The organism is Streptomyces sp. NPDC050263 (assembly GCF_040655955.1).
In the GTDB taxonomy this organism is placed as follows: domain Bacteria; phylum Actinomycetota; class Actinomycetes; order Streptomycetales; family Streptomycetaceae; genus Streptomyces.
Genome location: NZ_JBFAKW010000171.1, coordinates 1 through 17,387 on the forward strand (window position 1 = coordinate 1; position 17,387 = coordinate 17,387).

Genomic DNA, 17,387 nt, shown 5'->3' on the forward strand with positions numbered 1-17,387 from the left:
GTCGCGACGCCCGGCACGCACTCTCGCCGCACCGGGCGAGAGCACGCACCGAACGCCGCTCCTTCTCCCACGGAGATCCATCAGAAGCCCCCTAGCCCGCTGCCAGGGCCATGACGCCGCCGGCCAGCAGGAAGGCCCCGCCGACGATGGCGACGCCGGCGAGAACGGCCAGGAACGCGGGCCGCAGGATCAGCTGGGCGGACGGCCCGCCGGCCGCGCTCAGCTGCTTGCGCCGCAGCGCCAGCGCCCGGATTCCGGCGAGCACTCCGACGAGGCCGATGATCAGATACTGCATGGCGTCAGCCCTCCAGGCTGTTCAGTAGTTCCGCGAGCGCGGCGATCACCGAGGTCGCGTCTCCCTCGGCGAGGGGCTCCTCGGCGTGGGGCGTCCAGAGCCGGAACCGACCGGGGGTCTGGACGGCCACCGAAGCCAGGATCCTGGAGTCGAACGGGCCGGGCTGGACCAGGAAGTTGTGCCCCAAGGCGGGAAAGAACCTGCTGACCGTCGGGTTCTCGGCGGCCAGCTCGACCACCTCACGGTACGGATCCGAGCCGCCTTGACGGACGAGCCGCCACTGCGTCTCCAACGCGTCGCCACGCTCGTAGGCGAGTTGGAGTTCCGAGAACTCCACGAAGGGCCAGCGCGCGGCCATCTCCTCCAGCCCGGTGCCGGCGAGCCACGCGCGGGCCGCCGGGGCCAGCAGGCGCATGTCCTGGGTGGCTCCGTGCGCCCACCGCCGGTCCTCCCGAAGGAACGTGAGGAGGTAGGTGTCGCCGCTGGAGAGCACGGAGACCCGTGACCGGCCGTCGGCGAGGGAGACGGAGCCGCCGGCGGGGCGTACCCGCGACGTCGTGAACAGGTGCGGAGAATCCGCGCCGAGCTCGGCGTTGAGTGCCGCGACGAGCTCGGCGCCGAACTCGGCTTCGGGAGAGCCCGTCATGGTGCGTAGTCCTTCATCTCTTCGGTGACGTCCGTGCCGCGCATGTACCAAGTGATACCCGACCAGGGGCGGGACTCGTTGATGATCACGTGGTAGAAGACCCGCCACATCTCCCATTCGGTGCCGCGGACGTCCTCCGGGCCCTTCGCGGCGCGCCCGTTGGCCACCGCGGCCTCGAACACCGCTATGGGGTCGGATTCGTCTTCGGACAGGGCGCCCAGATCGATGGCGATGTGAATGTCCGGGTTGCTCAGGGCCGCGTTGACCTCGTCCGCCCATTGCGGGAGGGCGTCCTTGGCGTCCGAATGCTTGTACGAGTAGGTGTCTTTGTTGTTGAACGTCATGCCGCCCACGCGCCGGGCGAGCGGCTCGCCGACGCTCTCGACACCCAGTACCACCGTGTCGCCGGCCGATGGCTCGATCCCACGCGGCGAACCTCCGGCGTCGCAGTAGCAGAGCTTCGAGTGACCCGCCTTCCCGCAGGCGTTGTGGACCAGCACCGGCACCCCGCCCGCGACCACGTAGTACGTGTGCAGCTCGCGGACCGTCAGGTTGTAGCGCTGGGCCGCGCCGGGCGTCGCCCGCACCCCGGCGATGAGGACCTGGTGGCCGTCCTCCGTGGTGAGGGCGTGGCCCGCCGCCAGCTTCCCCGCGGGGACCCAGGTATGCAGGGTCGCGTCCCAGAAGGGGTGCTTCGAGGTCGTGTGCAGGGTCGCCGTGCGGCCGTGGCCGAGGCTCACCGTGACGTCGATCAGGTCCTTGTCCCGGTGGACCAGCGTCGCCACGACCTCGCGGGCGCCGGCGTGCTCGCCGGTCTTCGCGTCGGCGGACTCGACCTTGTCACCGGTCTTGATCTCGCCGATCGCCTTGGCCTTGCCGTCGGCCATGAGGACGGGCGTGTCCGGGGAGAAGCTGCACTGGCCGCCCTCCTCGGTGCCCGAGTCGCCGGTGCCGGGGTCGTCCGAGGACGCCCCCGCCTTCCGTGAGGCCGCCGCGTCGTGCTGGACGTCGGACTTCTTGGGCTTGGCTGCGTTCTCGCCGGCCGCGTCCTTCGCGGACTGCTTGCCCGCGCTCGCGTCGGCCGCGGCGTCGCCGGAGCCTCCGGAGCTGCCGGTGGCATCGTGCGGGGCGGGTTCCGCGGCGGCCTTGGGGGCCGCGTCGGTTCCGCCGCCCGCAGGGGGTGAGTCCCCTTCCTCCGCGGCGAATCCGCCGCCGCCGGCGCAGCCCATCGCCGCGCAGTCGCCGCCGAACATGCCGCCGACCATTCCGGCGCCCTCGGCCGCGCCCAGGACGCAGGCGGGGGCGGCGACCACGGTTCCGGCGCAGGCGGAGACGACCACCGCGACGGCGACCACCACGACCACGACCGTGACGACGGTCGCGACGACGGGCAGCGCCTTCTTGAAGTAGTGCCCGGCGCAGCCGAAGAAGCCGTGGCAGCCTCCGCTGCTGTGGTGCTTCTTCTTGCCGCTGGAGGTGCTGGTGTCCGGCTTGGCGGCCGCGGCCTGGCAGGCGGAGCCGCAGCCACCGCCGCCGTCGGCGACCAGCATCAGCCCGCTCGGGTCCGCCGAGCTGGCCGGGTTGTCGCCCGCGTAGGTGTAGCCGCCCATCTGGTTGGGGTCGCCGGGCTCGAAGACCGGGTCGGGGGTGAGGAAGCGTCCCGTGACGGGGTCGTAGTCGCGGGCGCCCAGGAGGTTGAGGCCCGTGGTGGCGTCGGTGGGCCGGCCGAGGAAGCCCGCGTTCTCGTCCGCGGCCACCCAGGAACTCGGCTTGGCGCCGCGCGGGTTGCCCCACGGGTCGTAGGCGCGGCGGGTGACGGCCAGCGACGAGGCGTCGACGGCGGTGACGGCCGTGCCCTGACCGTTGGCGATCTCGTAGCTGACCGTGCCGCTGCTGGAACGGGCGACGGTGGTGCCGTCCGGGCCGGTGATGTCGCGCAGTCCGGTCCAGGTCTTCGCGGAGACGTTGAGGGTGATCTGCTCGGCGCCGCCGAAGAGGTAGAGGACGCGGGTCTTGTCGGCGCCGTCGACGGCGGCGGTCTGCTCCAGCAGGTCGCCCTGGGCGTCGTACAGGTACTTGCTGGTGTTTGTGTGGGTGCCGGAGGTCGTGGCGACGGTGGCGGTGCGGCCCTCGGCGTCGTAGGCGAAGGTCTGGCTCTGGCCGGCCGGGATCGCGCCGGTGGGGGCGCCGGTCCAGGTCTGGCCGCTGCCGCCGCACGTGGCGATGGTCAGCTGGGTGGCGTTGGTGGCGGAGGCGCCGGGGTCGGTGAGGCAGACCGCGCTGTTGGCGTTGCTGACCAGTGTGCCGGCAGTGGTGACCTTCCACTTCTGGGTGGCGTCGGTCTTGCAGGTGTCGATGACGACGAGGGTGCCCGCGCTGGTCGCGTTGCCGGTGGTGTCCAGGCACAGGCCGAGGACCTTCACGGTGCCGTCGGTGCCGATCGTCCACTTCTGGCTGGTGGCCCCGCTGCACGCGTTGATCTGCACCTTGGCGCCGGCGGTGGTGGAGCCGCCCGCGTCCTCGACGCACTTCTTGGCGCCGCCGGAGAGCGTGAAGGCGTTGGTCAGCGGGCCGGTGGTGGTGACCTTCCGGCTGATGGTGTCGCCCGCGTTGACGTTGGCGTAGGACGGGTCGGTGTAGGCGGCGGCGATGCTCGCCGTGCCGGTGCCGGGGTTGCCGATGGTGGCCGTGCCCGCCTGGTCGGGGAGCGTGGCGGTCGTCGTGCCGTCGGTGCCGGTGTAGGCGATGGCCTGGGTGGTGTCGTTGAGGGCGTTGCCGGTGGTGTCGTGGCCGACCATGCCGGTGCGGTCGCCGAGCTGGTCGTAGGTATAGGTCTGCCAGTAGGGGGCCGGGCCGCCGACGGTCGTCGTCTTGATCGGGGAGGCGGCGGTCGTCTGGACCCTGGCCGTCGTGCAGCCGCCCACCGCGCCCACCGTCGCGGCGGCCGGGTCGGTGATCCCGGCGGTGTCCGTCCAGGCGGCGGTCAGCCGCTCGAAGGAGTCGTAGGTGAAGCACTGGGTGTCGTGCGTGGTGTTGTTCTGCAGGTCGTCGATCGCGGTGAGCTCGCCGGCCTGGTCGTAGCGGAGGTTGACGACGTCCAGGGCGGTGGTCGACGTCTGGAGCATGCTGCTGGCCTGGGTGACGCGGCCGGTGGTGGCGTCGTACTGGGCGAAGGTCGCCAGTTCCTTGCCGGTGGGCCCGTAGTTGGTCTGCAGCACGCGCCCGAACGCGTCGTGGACGGTGGCGTCGACGTAGGCGGGGGTGTTGGCGGAGCTGATGAAGCCGCCGATGCCGTCGAGGTTGCCCTGCTGGGTGTAGCCGTAGTCGATGTCCTCGGCGGGCAGGTTGCCGTCCGCCTGGTAGTGCTGGGTGGAGAGCAGGCCGACGTTCGGGGTGTAGCGGGAGGTGGAGGTGTAGGTGACCGTGCCGGAGGCGGGCGCGGCGGACTGGCCGGCGGCGGCGAAGCCCTCGGCGGCCGGTATCGTCAGGGTGGTGCCCAGCGGCTGGTAGGCGGTGTTGTAGCCGGTGACGGCCTGCTTGTAGGCCTTGCCCGTCGCGCCGCCGACATAGCGGGTCGCGGAGGTCTGGTAGCCCTTCTCCAGCGTGTCGTACTCATGGGACGCGAGCAGCTTGGTCTGGTCCGGGGCCGCGGACCAGACGCCGGAGTACTCGGCGGTGGGGCGGTTGTCCCAGTCGTAGGCGTAGGACAGCACCTGGCCGCGCGCGTCGGTGGTCTGGAGCAGGTTGCCGGCCAGGTCGTACTTGTCGAACGTGGTCTTTCCGGCGTCCGGGTCGGTCTGGGACGTCTTCTGGCCGAGCGCGTTGTAGGTGTACGACCAGGCGTTGCCCGCGTTGTCCTTGATCGAGTCGATCTGGCCGGCCGCGGTGTAGGTGTAGTGGGTGGTGGCGTCGGCGGCCGGGACGGCGTTCGCGGTGCCCTGCTTCCACAGCACGGTGGAGCCGCCGGAGGCGACGACGGCCACGGTGGAGTCGCCCCGCACCTGGAAGGTCGCGCCCGTGGTGGCGGTCAGGCCGGTCGTCCACAGTTGGGCGACTGCCGTGCTGTAGACGACGAGGTTGCCGTCGGTGCCGAACTTCGCCCAGGCGCCCGGGTGGCCGCTGGTGGCGGAGGACCAGATCGTCTTGCCGGTGGCCAGCGCGGAGAGCACCAGGTTGCCGTCGGCCTGCATGGTCAGGCGGACGCTGTCCGAGGTCAGCGAGGTGCCGGAGGGGATCACCGAGCCGCCCGGGAGGGTGACCGTGGAGCCGGTGTTCTTCACCACCGTGCTGGTGGTGCGGCCGACGGCGTCGGTGAAGGTCGCGGTGGAGCGGCCGCCGGCCGGGGCGGTGGTGTCGACCTCGTCCGCGCCCGGGTAGGCGCTGGAGCTGTGCCACTGCTCGACGGCCTGGTGCCAGAGGGTCCCGCGCAGCGGGCGGCCCTGGCCGTCGTAGGTCGTGGTGGTCTCGGAGGGGATCTGGTTCTCGTTCGCCGCGTACAGCGTGGTCGAGGGGAAGTCGTTCGGCTCGGAGTAGGCCGAGTAGGACGCGGTCTGCCAGCCGTGCGAGTCGTAGAAGGTGTCGGAGATGATCCGGCCGGAGTTGGAGTCGCCCATCGCGGTGGACTGGGTCTGCCGCGGCTGGAGCATGCCGTCGTAGATCGAGATCGCGGTGGCGTACGTGCCGTCCTCGCGGAGTGTCTTCGTGGTGACCGAGGTCGGCGCGCCGGGCTGGGTGATCGTGTCGCCGGGGGCGGGGACCGCGCCGGGGTTGATCGCGTAGGCGAAGGTTTCGTCGGCGCTCTGTCCGGCGGACTTGTCCCGGCCGGGCAGCCACACGGCGGTGCGCCGGCCGAGCGCGTCGTACGTCATGTCGGTCTTGCGGCCGTTGGCGTCGACGCTCTCCAGCGGCAGCCCGCGCAGCGCGTCCAGGGTGGAACTGACCGTCCAGCCCTGGCTGTTGACGGAGGCCTTGGCGGTGGCGTTGGTGTTGTCGCCGGAGCTGCTCCAGTCCGGGTCGAAGTCGGTGTGGGTCTTCTGCCCGGTGGCGTCGTAGGCGTCGGTGACGCGGCCGGCGCCGTCGTAGGCCGTGGCGGACGTCGTCTGCCAGTTCTCCGTGCTGCCGGTGAAGCCGGTGGCGGTCTGGGTGCCGGTGACCTGGCCGTCGGCGGTGACCGATCCGAAGGCGCCCAGGCCGGTGAGGGTGCCGTCGCCCGCGTAGTAGATCTTCTGGTCCGTCAGCAGGCTGCTCGCGCCGAGCGCGGTGCCGCAGGCGCCGACGGTCGAGGTGACCCGGTTCGTGTAGGACAGCATCATCGTGTTCGACGCGGGCGGCGTCGCGTACGTCGTGGTCGCGCACTTCTCCTGGTTCGGGTCCGTGCCGTCGCCGTGGCCGTTGACGGTGGAGAGGCGGCCCTGGGCGTCGTACGCGGTGTCGGTCGTCGTGTGCCGCCAGCTGCCGCTCGCCAGGCGCTCGTACTCGCGGGAGCTGCTGGTCCTGATCCGGTGCGCGGCGACGTCGGGGAGGGTGGACAGGGCGGGCTCGGTGTCGCCGGGGTTGTCCTCCTGCGTCCAGTCCGTCCAGGGGGTCTGGTCGGCGGAGGCGGTGGTCGTGAAGGTGAACGGGCCGTTCACGCTGCTGGCGTCGACGGTGCCGCCGGCCTCGGTGTAGGTGTCGTCCTGGAGGGTGGTGCCGGCCAGCGGATCGGCGTCGGTGACGCTCAGGACGGTGCTCCCGCCCACCTTGGCGTCGACGGTGACGGAGCGGCGGGTGCCGTCGGCCTTGTAGTCGCCGTCCATGCCCTGGAGGTAGGTGGTGGTCTGCTGGGTGACGGGCTCGGGGGCCTGTCCGGTCTGCACGGTGACGGTGCGGAAGCCGCGGAACTGGTCCCAGGTGCGGTACTGGTCGTCGGTCAGCGCGGAGTCGTCGCGGTGCCAGGCGGGGCCGGAGTAGCTGTAGCGGGAGATCTGGGTCTCGGAGCCCGCCGGGTTGTTCTGGGCGTCCGGCTTGTACTGGCCGGCGATCGTCAGGTCGGACACGGCCACGCTGTTCACGGTGACCTTGTTGAACCAGTCCGCGATGGGCTTCGAGGCGCCGGGGACGGTCCAGTACACGGGATAGCAGGAATTGGTGTTGCTGTCGGCCTGCGCCATGGACAGCGTTCTGCCCGCGCAGGGCGCCGCGTCGTATTCGACGGCGATCGACTCACCGGTCTCGGTCTGCACGCTCGATATCCGCGGCCGGTACAACGGCGGGGCCGACGGTGAATCGTCGTTCACCCGGTTGTCGATCTCGGTTCCGGTGAACGAGACCTGGTTCAGCGCGATATCGCTGTCGCCGTTTTCGTAGGTGTCCTTGCCCGTGTGCCTGACGGACTGGAGCCACATCACGGCCTGGAGCATCCCGGCGTCCTTCGGGTCCACCGAGGTGCCGGTGACCGGGTCGACGGTGCCGCCCGCGTCCGAGTAGACCTGGCCCAGCTGGTAGGAGTCGACCGCGGTGAGCTGGTCGGTCGCCTTCACATGGACCTTGGTGGTGATGGAGTCCAGCCGGGTCGTGGTCCAGAAGCTGGGGCCGGAGGTGACGCACACGTCGGCGGGGACCGTGGTGGCCCCGTCCGGGAGCTTGGTCTTGTCCGTCGAGTCGCAGTGCAGGTCCCAGGGGACGTCCGGCCAGTGGGTGGCGGTGGAGTCCTTGAGGTTGCCGGCCGAGCAGTCGGTGAAGGAGGAGGTGGTCTGGCAGCGCTGGGCGAGGCCGAAGTCCACCTGGGCCGCGGGGGTCCGCCCCGCCTTCTCGTCCGCGAGGGTGTAGCCGTACGAGATCAGGGTGAGCGCGCCGCCGCGGGTGTACGAGGTCAGGGTGCCGGTGTCGTCGGGGTCGTCGCTCTCGGCCGCCTGGCCGCCGCCGAGGTCGTAGTAGTTCGACTCGGTCGTGTAGTCGTAACGCTGCACGAACCCGGTCGGCGACACGACGAAGTCGAGGTTCCAGCGCCAGCCCTCCGGCTTGTCGCACTGGGAGGCCTTGCCCTTGGCGCTGGTGTAGCAGGGGTCCGAGGAGCGGGGGTGCAGCACCGGGACGCCCCAGGCGGAGTGCGTGGAGTCGTCGGCGGGGCTCGCGGGCATGGTCGCCTCGGTGCCGGAGCCGGTCGGCGCGTGGTCGGCGCCGAAGTAGGCGGCGGTGCCGTCCGTGGTCAGGACCCGGTAGTAGACGCCGTCGTGGAGGCCGTTGTCGGCGCCGGACAGCTCCTGGACGAGGGTGCCGTCGTCGCCCTGGAGCCGCCACTGCCTGATCTCGCCGGCGACGCTCGAGTCGACGCCGTCGGACACCAGCACGCCGGAGTGCGAGCCGAAGGAGAGCGTGGCGTTGTCGCCGCCCCAGCACTCGTCGCCCGAGCCCTTCAGGATCTTCTTGTCGTCGGAGTCGAGGAGCGAGCCGCAGCCGCGGTAGCTCCGCTCCACGGAGCCGACCTGGTAGCTCCAGCCGTCGCCGACCCAGGAGGACTGGGAGTTGCGGGCGGTGGTCTCGCCGTCCACCGACTGGGAGTCGTAACTGAGGCCCACGTCGGGGGCGTTGCCGCCGATCGCGGCGGGCACGGAGACCGGGTAGGCGTAGGTGAAGGAGCCGGTGGCGGAGGCCTGCCAGGTGCCGGCCGCGGAGAGGCTGGTCGCGCCGAAGTCGCCCTGGGAGCCGGAGGCTCCGGAGGTGACGGCCAGCGCGGTGGTGTCGGCGGCGGTGACCGCCGAGAGGGGCTCGGTGCGGACGGACATGGTCGTCGCGCCGCCGCCCGTGTCGTCGTCCTGCTGCTCCGGCTCGGGGGCGGAGGCGGTACCGGTCGCGGGTGCCGAGTTCAGGGTGACGGTCGCCGTCAGCTGGTCGGCGGCGGCGCGGTTGGTGAACTTCACCGGGGTGCGCTTCTGGCACTCCGCGCGTTCCGGCGTCGTCAGCGCACAGCCCGGCAGCTGGACCACCTGGAGCCGTGAACCGTAGCCGCCGCCGTACGCCTTGGCGATCGCGGCGTAGTCGATGACGACCTGCACGCGACTGCCTGCGGCGGTCGTGCCGGCCGCGGTGCCGGCCGCGGTGCCGCTCGGGGTGAGGCCGAGCAGCATGCCGTTGGCGCCGGCCTTGAGCGTCCGGTCGTGGGACGCGGTCTGGACGCGGACCCCGGGGACGGTGTGCGCGGCGTCGGCGGAGGCCACCCAGACCGGCAGCGCACCCGCCTTGACCGGCCCGGTCGCGCCCGCGGCCGGCAGGTCGACGGTGGCCGTGCCCGCCTTCGGCCACTGCGGGGCGTCCGCGGTGTAGGCGCCCAACGGCCGGTAGCCCTTGGGGTGCGCTGGGGTCTTCCGCGTCAGGGTGTGCGCGCCCACGGCCCGGGTGGTGTCGACGCTCTTGGGGTCCTTCGGGTTCCACACCGTGCCGTCGAACGTGAAGCCGCCGTGGTGCCCGAAGTCGGGGTCGTCCGAGTGGCCGGCGAGGAAGCCCGGGGTGCCGACGCCGGTGGCTGTCGCGATCGGCAGGAGCAGCGCGAAGAGGGCGACCGGAATGGCCCAAAGGCCAAGTCCGCCAAGGAATCTTCGATGCCATACACCCGCGAACCAGCGCCGTCTGCCACTCACACGAACCCCCGGAATCGGCCCTGAGCGGCCGTCATTTCGTCACCGCACACGTGTGAGTGATCGAGCGGAAGCTAAATGCGGCCATGATCGCGGCTCAATACCCTTTGCCAATTCCGTGAAAAGACCGTGCTTCAACTTGGCAGAGCGTGTGTAGTTTCTGTACCGAAATTGATCACTGCCCTGTGGCTACCGGGCTTCCCCCACCCCGATGCCAGCGATCGAAGGAAGCCCGCCAGGTGTTGAGAGCTCCCAGCCCCTCCGGATCACCGATACGAACCGGCCAAAGACGCACCGCTCCGGTGCGCCGACTCGCCCTGTTCGCGGCCGCCCTCGGTCTGCTGACGGTCCTCCCGGTCCTCCCCGCCGCCGCCGACGACTTCTCGTCCACCCCGGCCGATCCGCTGCTCGCCGCGCAGGCACAGGCGAAGTCCACCGGGAAGTCCGTCCCGGTCGACGCGTTGACCACGGAGGTCTCCACCACCGAGGCGCTGCCGGACGGCACCTTCTCCAACACCACCAGCGTGCTGCCGGCCCGCGTCCTCAAGGACGGCGAGTGGACCCCGGTCGACGCCGGCCTGGTCGCCGACGGCCACGGCGGCTTCACGCCCACGGCCACCCCGAACGGGGTCACGCTCTCCGGCGGCGGCGACGGCCCACTGGTCACCCTGACCCACGCCGACGGGCCGAGCATGGCCCTGACCCTGCCGTTCACGCTGCCGAAGCCGAGCGTCGACGGCGACACCGCGCTGTACTCCTCGGTGCTGCCCGGCGTCGACCTGTCGGTGTCCGTCACCGACCAGGGCGGGTTCAGCGACGTCCTGGTCGTCCACGACGCCGAGGCCGCCGCGAATCCGGAGCTGAAGAAGCTCACCCTGGCCACCGCCACCCACGGTCTCACCCTGGCCACCACCGACTCCGACGGCGTGAGCGCCACCGCGACCGACGGCGACCTGGCCTACACCAGCCCCCAGCCGCTGATGTGGGACTCCGGCGCCACGCCCGCCGCCTCCCCGACGCCCGGCCCGGCCACCGGTCTCGTCTCGTCCGTGGACGGCCCCGGCCCCGGCGCGGACACCGAGCCGGTCGCCATGACCGCCACCGGCAAGGCGCTGACGCTGACCCCGGACGCCGGCATGCTCACCGACCCGGACACCGCGTACCCGGTGTACATCGACCCGTACACCAACCCGGTCTCCTCCACCGCCGGCCACTACACCGAGGTCTACTCCAGCTCGACCTGCGACGACGCGCCGCAGTACGACAAGGCGCAGACCAACGGCCAGGGCGTGGGCTACCAGCAGTGGGGCGGCGCCTGCGGGGTCGGCCTGGAGCGCTCGTACTGGGCGATCAACACCGGTGGGCTGCACCCGGCGTTCGTCGTCTACGACGCCTTCGTGAAGATCTCCACCACCTACGCGGCCAGCTACGACTGCAGCCACGACCAGCCGCTGACGCTGCACACCACCAACGCGATCTCCTCCAGCACCGACTGGCTGTCCCGGCCCGGCGTGCACGACACCGCCTTCCCGCCGGTCACCGACACCGTGCCCAGCGGCGCCAACTCGGGCAGCTCGTGCAGCAACAGCACCGCCACCTTCCACGTCACCGACCAGGCGCAGAAGATCGCCGACGCGGACGGCGACGGCTACGACGCCGACGGCACCTTCGGCGACGGCGCCAACACCTGGACCATCGGCCTGTACGGCAACGAGTCGCAGACCTCCGGCAACGACGACTACCTGCGCATGTCGACGACCCTGACCCTCACCACCCGCTTCGACATCCCGCCCGCCGTGCCGACGAGCCTGCACATCACCCCGGCCGCCGCCGGCGCCTCGGCCGCCTGCACCACGAACGGCACGGGCTGGATCGGCGCCACCACCTACTCGGACGCCGGCAGCAACATCACCCTGCACTCGACCGTCACCACCCAGATGTCCGGCGAGAACGTCAAGGCGCACTACCACGTCTGGGACCGCACGGTCGATCCCGACGGCGACGGCAGCGGGGCCAACGTGTCGACCCCGGCCAGCGCCTTCCTCGACTCGGGCACCGACGCGGCGGTCAAGATCGGCGCCACCCTCAAGGACGGCCACCAGTACGGCTGGGACGTCTACGCGGAGGACGACTCGACCTCCGACCTGAAGTCCCCGATCTCCGACCACTGCTGGTTCTCCACCGACTTCACCGCCCCGCCGACGCCGGAGGTGACCGGCAACTCCGCCTTCCCGCCGGTGGGCACCGAGCGCACCGTCCCGCCGGCCTACGCCGGTCCGGGCAGGACCACCGACTTCACCGTGGCCGGCGCCGACAGCCCCGCCGCCGACACCAGCTGCGTTCCGGGCCCCTGCACGTCCAGCGGCATGGACTCGTTCCTGTGGCAGCTCGACTCGCCGCCCACCGCCGCCGACGGGGAGAGCGCCGCGCTCACCGGCACCGACAGCCAGGGCCGGGCCACCGCGACCATTCCCGTGCCGATCCGCGACTGGGGCGTGCACACCCTGTACGTGGCCGGCGTCGACAAGGCCGGCAACATCTCCGCCGCCCCCTCCGGCTACACCTTCACCGTCCCGTGGGACCCGGCCACCCCGGTCAAGCCCGGTGACATCTCCGGCGACGGCGTGCCCGACCTGCTCGCCACCACCAAGACCGGCGACCTCGACCTGATCCCCGGCAACCTCGACCCGGCGCAGCCGGCCGACCCGGCGCAGAGCGGCCCGGTCACCGGCGCCGCGCCCGCGGTCACCGGCCCGGTCACCGTGGCCACCGCCGCCGACTCGCCCGACGGCACCGGCTGGAACACCTACCTCGTCGCCCACCGCGGCAACCTGCACGGCGCGGACGTCGACGACCTGTTCGCGTACAAGAGCGGCAAGCTGTACATCGTCAAGAACGACCAGGACCCGGTCGACGACGCGTCCTTCCCGAGGTCCCCGTACTCCACGTACGGCGGTTTCATCGGTCGGCGGTTCGACGTCGTCGCCAAGGACGCCTGCGCGCCGGCCGACATCGTGGCCGACGACAGCCGTTGCCGGACCACCGACTACAACAGCCAGACCTGGAACGTCAGCCAGCTCATCGCGCCCGGCAACGTCTTCGGCAACACCAACGGCTATCCGGCCGTCATCACCGTCGAGAACAAGGAGCTGTGGATCTACCAGTCCGACGGCGGCCAGCACCTGAAGAACCCGGTCCTGCTCGGCGACGGCGACTGGAGCGGACAGACCCTGATCGCCGCCGGCACCTTCAAGGGCAGCCCGGTCCTGTGGTCCCGGGACAACGCGACGGGCAGCCTGTACAGCTACCCGATCACGGTGGACGCGACGACCCTCGTCCCGGCCCTGCTCCACCCCACCACGCACACCAGCCTGGGGCTCACGCTGTCGCCGACCGTCTACCCGCGCATCGCCTCACCCGGTGACATCAACAGCCCGGTCCAGCTGGGCGCGACGAACGCCGGCGGCCCGGACGGCATGCCCGACCTGTACGCGGTGGACGCCTTCGGCCAGCTCACCGAGTACAACTACCGCCAGAGCCCGATACTCGTCTCCCCGCCCGCCTACGACTTCGCCGCCCCGGTCTCCCTGGGCTCGGTCTCCGACACCGCCACCCACTGGTGGAAGCTCGCCGAGGGCTCCGGGACGACCACGGCCGACAGCACCGGCACCCTCACCGCCACGCTGTCCGGCGCCTACTCCTGGACGACGGACGCCACCCGCGGCAACTCCGTCAGCCTGACCGGCACCACCGGGTACGCCGCGACCACCGCGTCCGCCGTGGACACCTCCAAGAGCTTCACCGTCTCGGCCTGGGTGAAGCTCAACTCCCTCACCGGCACCAACAGCACGTTCGTCTCGCAGAACGGCGCCGTCAACAACGGGTTCCAGCTGTACTACTCCTCCGGCGCGCAGGTCTGGGCCTTCGGCCGGCACAGCACCGACGCCACCGGCGCCGTCTGGCGGGCCGTCTACGGCAGCAAGGCCGCCACCGGCCGGTGGACCCATCTGGTCGGCGTCTACGACGCCACCGCCAAGGAGCTGCGCCTGTACGTCGACGGCAAGCTCACCGGCACCCGGGACTGGACCTACACCCCCTGGAACGCCACCGGCCCGCTCCAGATCGGCCGCAAGCAGGCCTCCGGCGCCTACGGCGAGTACACCAACGGGGCCGTCAGCGGCGTCCGCCTCTACCCCGCCGCCCTGCCCCCGGCCGACGCGTCGGCCTCGGGCGACGTCCCGAAGGTGACCCAACTCGACTGACAATGAGGGGGAGTTCAGCCGACACTGTCGACAGTCGAGGCTGAATTCCCCGTACTGACCATTGACCGCTCCCTAGTGTCGACACTAGGAAGGTAGTGCTGCCCCAGCAGTCACGCCGACCACGCCGATCACGCCTGCCGACACTCAGGGAGTTGGTTGTCCATGAGGTCCATGAGGTCCATGAGGTCCATGACCATGCGAGCCCGCGTGCGGGCCCTCGCCCTCGGGGCTGCGGCCCTCGCGTCACCCGCCGTGCCCGCCCGAGCCGCCGCGTCGAGCGACGACACGCTCTCCGTCGGCGCCGGCGAGACCTACCTGCTGAGCGCGACGACCAGGCTGACCGCCCTGTCGATCGCCGAGGGCGGCACGCTCGCCGTACCGGACGGCTACAGCCTGACGATGACCGTCGACGGCGTCGAGACCGGCTCGGTGCTGACGGCGACGCCGGCCACCGGCACGACGCTCGCGCCCGGCTCGTACGAGGGCGACATCGTGCTCACGGTGGCCGAGCAGAACACGGCGACGTTCGCCAACGTGACCTTCCCGATCCGGCAAGCCCTCTACGTCGGCGCCGCCGGGATCGTCACGGCCAGGTCGGCGCTGTCGGCGGTGACCGGGGGCCGGGTGACGGACGTCGAGGCGAACGGGGTCGGCATCGTCTCGAACGGCGAGGCCTTCAACGGGGTGTACGCGGCAGGCGGCGGCGCGTACGCGCTGCGCGCCTCGGAGATCGCCTTCACCGGCAACGGGCGCTGCGACTTCATCGGTGACGGCACCGCCGTGGTCGGGACCGGTGCGGGCACGACCCTGGTCCTGGACGGCGTGACCATCACCAACAAGGGCGTGGTCCGCAGCGGCGTCGTCGCCGCGGACGGCAGCGCCCTCCTGGTCAAGAACTCCACCGTCCGCTGCCTGAACGGGATCCTGCCGGCCGACTACGTCCCCGCGGGCGGCGCGAACATGCTGGTCGCGCCCTGGCGGCTGGGCATCTCCGGCAACGTGCGGGCCACCAACCTGCTGGGCGCGAACACGACGGCCACCTATCTCTCCTCCACCGTCGAGTCCGAGACCTGGGGCGCCTTCTCCGTGGACTCGACGTCGAACTCGAAGGCCACGGCCGTCAACTGCCGGATCGCCAACCTGGGCGACGAGGGATACGGAACCTTCGCGGACGGGAACGTCGTGGAGCGCATCCTGGGCTGTGAGATCGACGCGGGCACGTACGCGACGATCATCGGCGCCTCCGACGCCACGGTGCACTACGGCGACAGCACGGCGGAGGCGGTCGCGGCCCTCGACGCCGAACTCGCCCTCGGCCTCTCGGACGCCGAACTGGCCGCCCTCCCGGCACAGGGCACGCGGATCGCGTCACGCGGTTTCGGCGTGCTGTGGCACGGCGCCGGGACCCTGCGCATCGACGGCTCCACGGCGCTCACCACCCGCCACACCGCCTTCCTCGTCAAGGCCGTCCGCGCCACCGTCACGGTCGACGGCTCCCAGGGCGCCGGGATCACGCCCGGCAACGGCGTCGTCCTCCAGGTGATGGAGACCGACAACCCCGGCTCCCTCAACGGCGTGTACACCGAGCCCACCGACGACCCGGTCCGCGACGACGGCTTCGACGTGACGCGGGTGCACGACGCCGACACCACGGCGTCCTTCACCGCCATCGCCGTCCGGGGCGACTTCTACAACGCGCGCCGCAGCGGGCAGAACCTGGCGCTGACCTTCGACGGGTCGACCGTCGAGGGCGTCCTGTCCGCCTCCGTCTCCCGGCACGCCGTCGACTCCATCGGCTCGGCCGAGTACACCGAGCTGGGCCATGTCACCAACACCGTCCGGCCGGTCGTCAACAACGGCGTCCTCGTCACCCTGACCGGCGGTTCCACGTGGACGGTGACCGGCACGTCGCACCTCAGCGCCCTGACTCTCGACGCGGACTCGGCGGTGACCGCCCCGGACGGCTCCGCCGTGACGATGACGGTGGACGGGACGCCGACCCCCGTCGCGCCGGGCGGCGTCCACACGGGCGCGATCACGCTGACGCTCTGACGCCTCGACGCCTCGACGCGCCGACGCCTCGACACTCCGGCCCCTCGACACTCCGGCCCTCCGCGCTTTGAGTGCGAAACCATGGCCGTTTTACACGTGAATCACAGCAGAAGCCCCTAATTTCCAGACAGGTGCATGACAATCTCACCACTGGCAGCGAAGGGGCTCGCTCTCATGAACAACCACAGGAAACGCAAGGCCCGTCGCGTTCTGGTCCTCGGCACGGCCGGCGCTTTGGCCATCGGCACGAGCGTCGCGGCCCTGGCGTCGGCGACCGGATCGCTCGCGGCACAGACCACCGCCTGCTCGTCCGCCCTCACCTTCACCCGGTCGGCCGCCTCCCTCGACGTGGGCGACAACCCGCGCCACGTGGTGACCGGCGACCTGGACGGCGACGGCAACGCGGACGTCGTGGCGGCCGACAACGACGGCGACTCGCTCTCCGTCCTGCTGGGCAACGGCGACGGCACCTTCGGCACGGCCGCCGAATACCCGGTGGGCGACCAGCCCTACCAGTCCGTCATCGCCGACTTCGACGACGACGGCAACCCGGACATCGCCACCGCCGACTTCACCGGCGGCACGGTCAGCGTTCTGCCCGGCACCGGTGCGGGCGCCTTCGGCACCGCCACCCAGTACACCGTGGGCGCGGGCGCCCGCTCCCTCGTCCCGGGCGACCTCGACGGGGACGGCGACCTCGACCTCGCGGTGGCCGAGGAACAGGGCGGCGGCGTCAGCCTCCTGACGGGCGACGGCGAGGGCGCGTTCACCGTCGACGTCGAGGCGGTGACCGTGACCCGGCCGCACGGCCTGGTCCTCACCGACTTCGACGACGACGGCGACCTGGACATCGCCACCGCCGGCGTCGCCACCGCAGGCGGCGTCAGCGTGGCCCTCGGCAACGGCGACGGAACCTTCGGCGCCGTCACCGAGTACGCCAGCGTCGCCCGCCTCTACTCCATCGCCCAGGGCGACTTCGACGGCGACGGCGAGACCGACCTGGCCACCGTCAGCAACGGCTCCAACACCCTGGAGGTGTTCGCGGGCAACGGCGACGGCACGTTCGACGACTCCGTCGCCTACACCACGTCCGCCCTGCCGGTGGCCGTGGGAGCCGCCGACGTGGACGGCGACGACGTGACGGACATCCTCGTCTCCTCCCTCAAGGGGAGTTCGGTCAGCGTCTTCCAGGGCACGTCGGGCGGCGCTCTGACCGAACTGACCGAGTTGACGGCCGACGGCGCCTACGAGGCCTCGGCCGCCGACCTGACGTCCGACGGCACGCAGGACCTGGTGGTGGCGAGCAGCAACAGCGACCAGGTGGACGTCTTCACCGGCTCCTGCGGCTGAGAAACCACCGGCGCCTCCACCGCGCGGCGGCCCGGTGGAGGCACAGCCGGCCATCCGCTCCGGGGCCGGACGGGCCTAGGTGACTGGTGTTAATCGTTGGGGCTCGCGTTGGGGCTTCGGCCTGTGTCAGGCTCAGGGCCGTTGGTCGCTGGGTGTGGGGAGAGGTTGAG

General features: G+C 71.4%; 6 protein-coding genes. 3 read left to right on the top strand and 3 right to left on the bottom strand.

Annotated features, from left to right (window positions below; translation table 11 throughout):
- Positions 1-91: 91 nt before the first annotated feature.
- From AB0J04_RS41705 to AB0J04_RS41715, 3 genes are read right to left on the bottom strand one after another with little or no spacing between them, the layout of a single operon-like run.
- Positions 92-295 carry a hypothetical protein gene (locus tag AB0J04_RS41705; RefSeq protein WP_363173918.1) on the bottom strand — a complete coding sequence of 68 codons (204 nt, stop codon included), beginning with the start codon at positions 293-295 and terminating at the stop codon, positions 92-94.
- A 4-nt stretch (positions 296-299) separates the two neighbouring features.
- The gene (locus tag AB0J04_RS41710; RefSeq protein WP_363173919.1) at positions 300-941 is read right to left on the bottom strand and encodes a hypothetical protein; all 642 of its coding nucleotides are present in this window, start codon (positions 939-941) and stop codon (positions 300-302) included.
- Positions 938-9,556, bottom strand: a complete 8,619-nt coding sequence (locus tag AB0J04_RS41715; RefSeq protein WP_363173920.1) for a polymorphic toxin-type HINT domain-containing protein — start codon at positions 9,554-9,556, stop codon at positions 938-940. The genes AB0J04_RS41710 and AB0J04_RS41715 overlap by 4 nt, the downstream gene beginning before the upstream one ends.
- A gap of 299 nt (positions 9,557-9,855) precedes the next feature.
- Between AB0J04_RS41715 and AB0J04_RS41720 the strand changes: the two genes are divergently transcribed.
- The 3 genes from AB0J04_RS41720 (at position 9,856) to AB0J04_RS41730 (ending at position 17,217) form a co-directional block, all read left to right on the top strand.
- Positions 9,856-13,815: a LamG domain-containing protein gene (locus AB0J04_RS41720; protein WP_363173921.1), complete on the top strand. Its 3,960-nt coding sequence runs from the start codon at positions 9,856-9,858 to the stop codon at positions 13,813-13,815.
- 189 nt (positions 13,816-14,004) lie between these two features.
- Complete coding sequence (locus tag AB0J04_RS41725) at positions 14,005-15,867, top strand: hypothetical protein (protein WP_363173922.1); 1,863 nt, start codon at positions 14,005-14,007, stop codon at positions 15,865-15,867.
- A gap of 174 nt (positions 15,868-16,041) precedes the next feature.
- A complete protein-coding gene (locus AB0J04_RS41730; protein ID WP_363173923.1) occupies positions 16,042-17,217 on the top strand; it encodes a VCBS repeat-containing protein in 1,176 nt (391 codons plus the stop codon).
- Positions 17,218-17,387 lie beyond the last annotated feature (170 nt).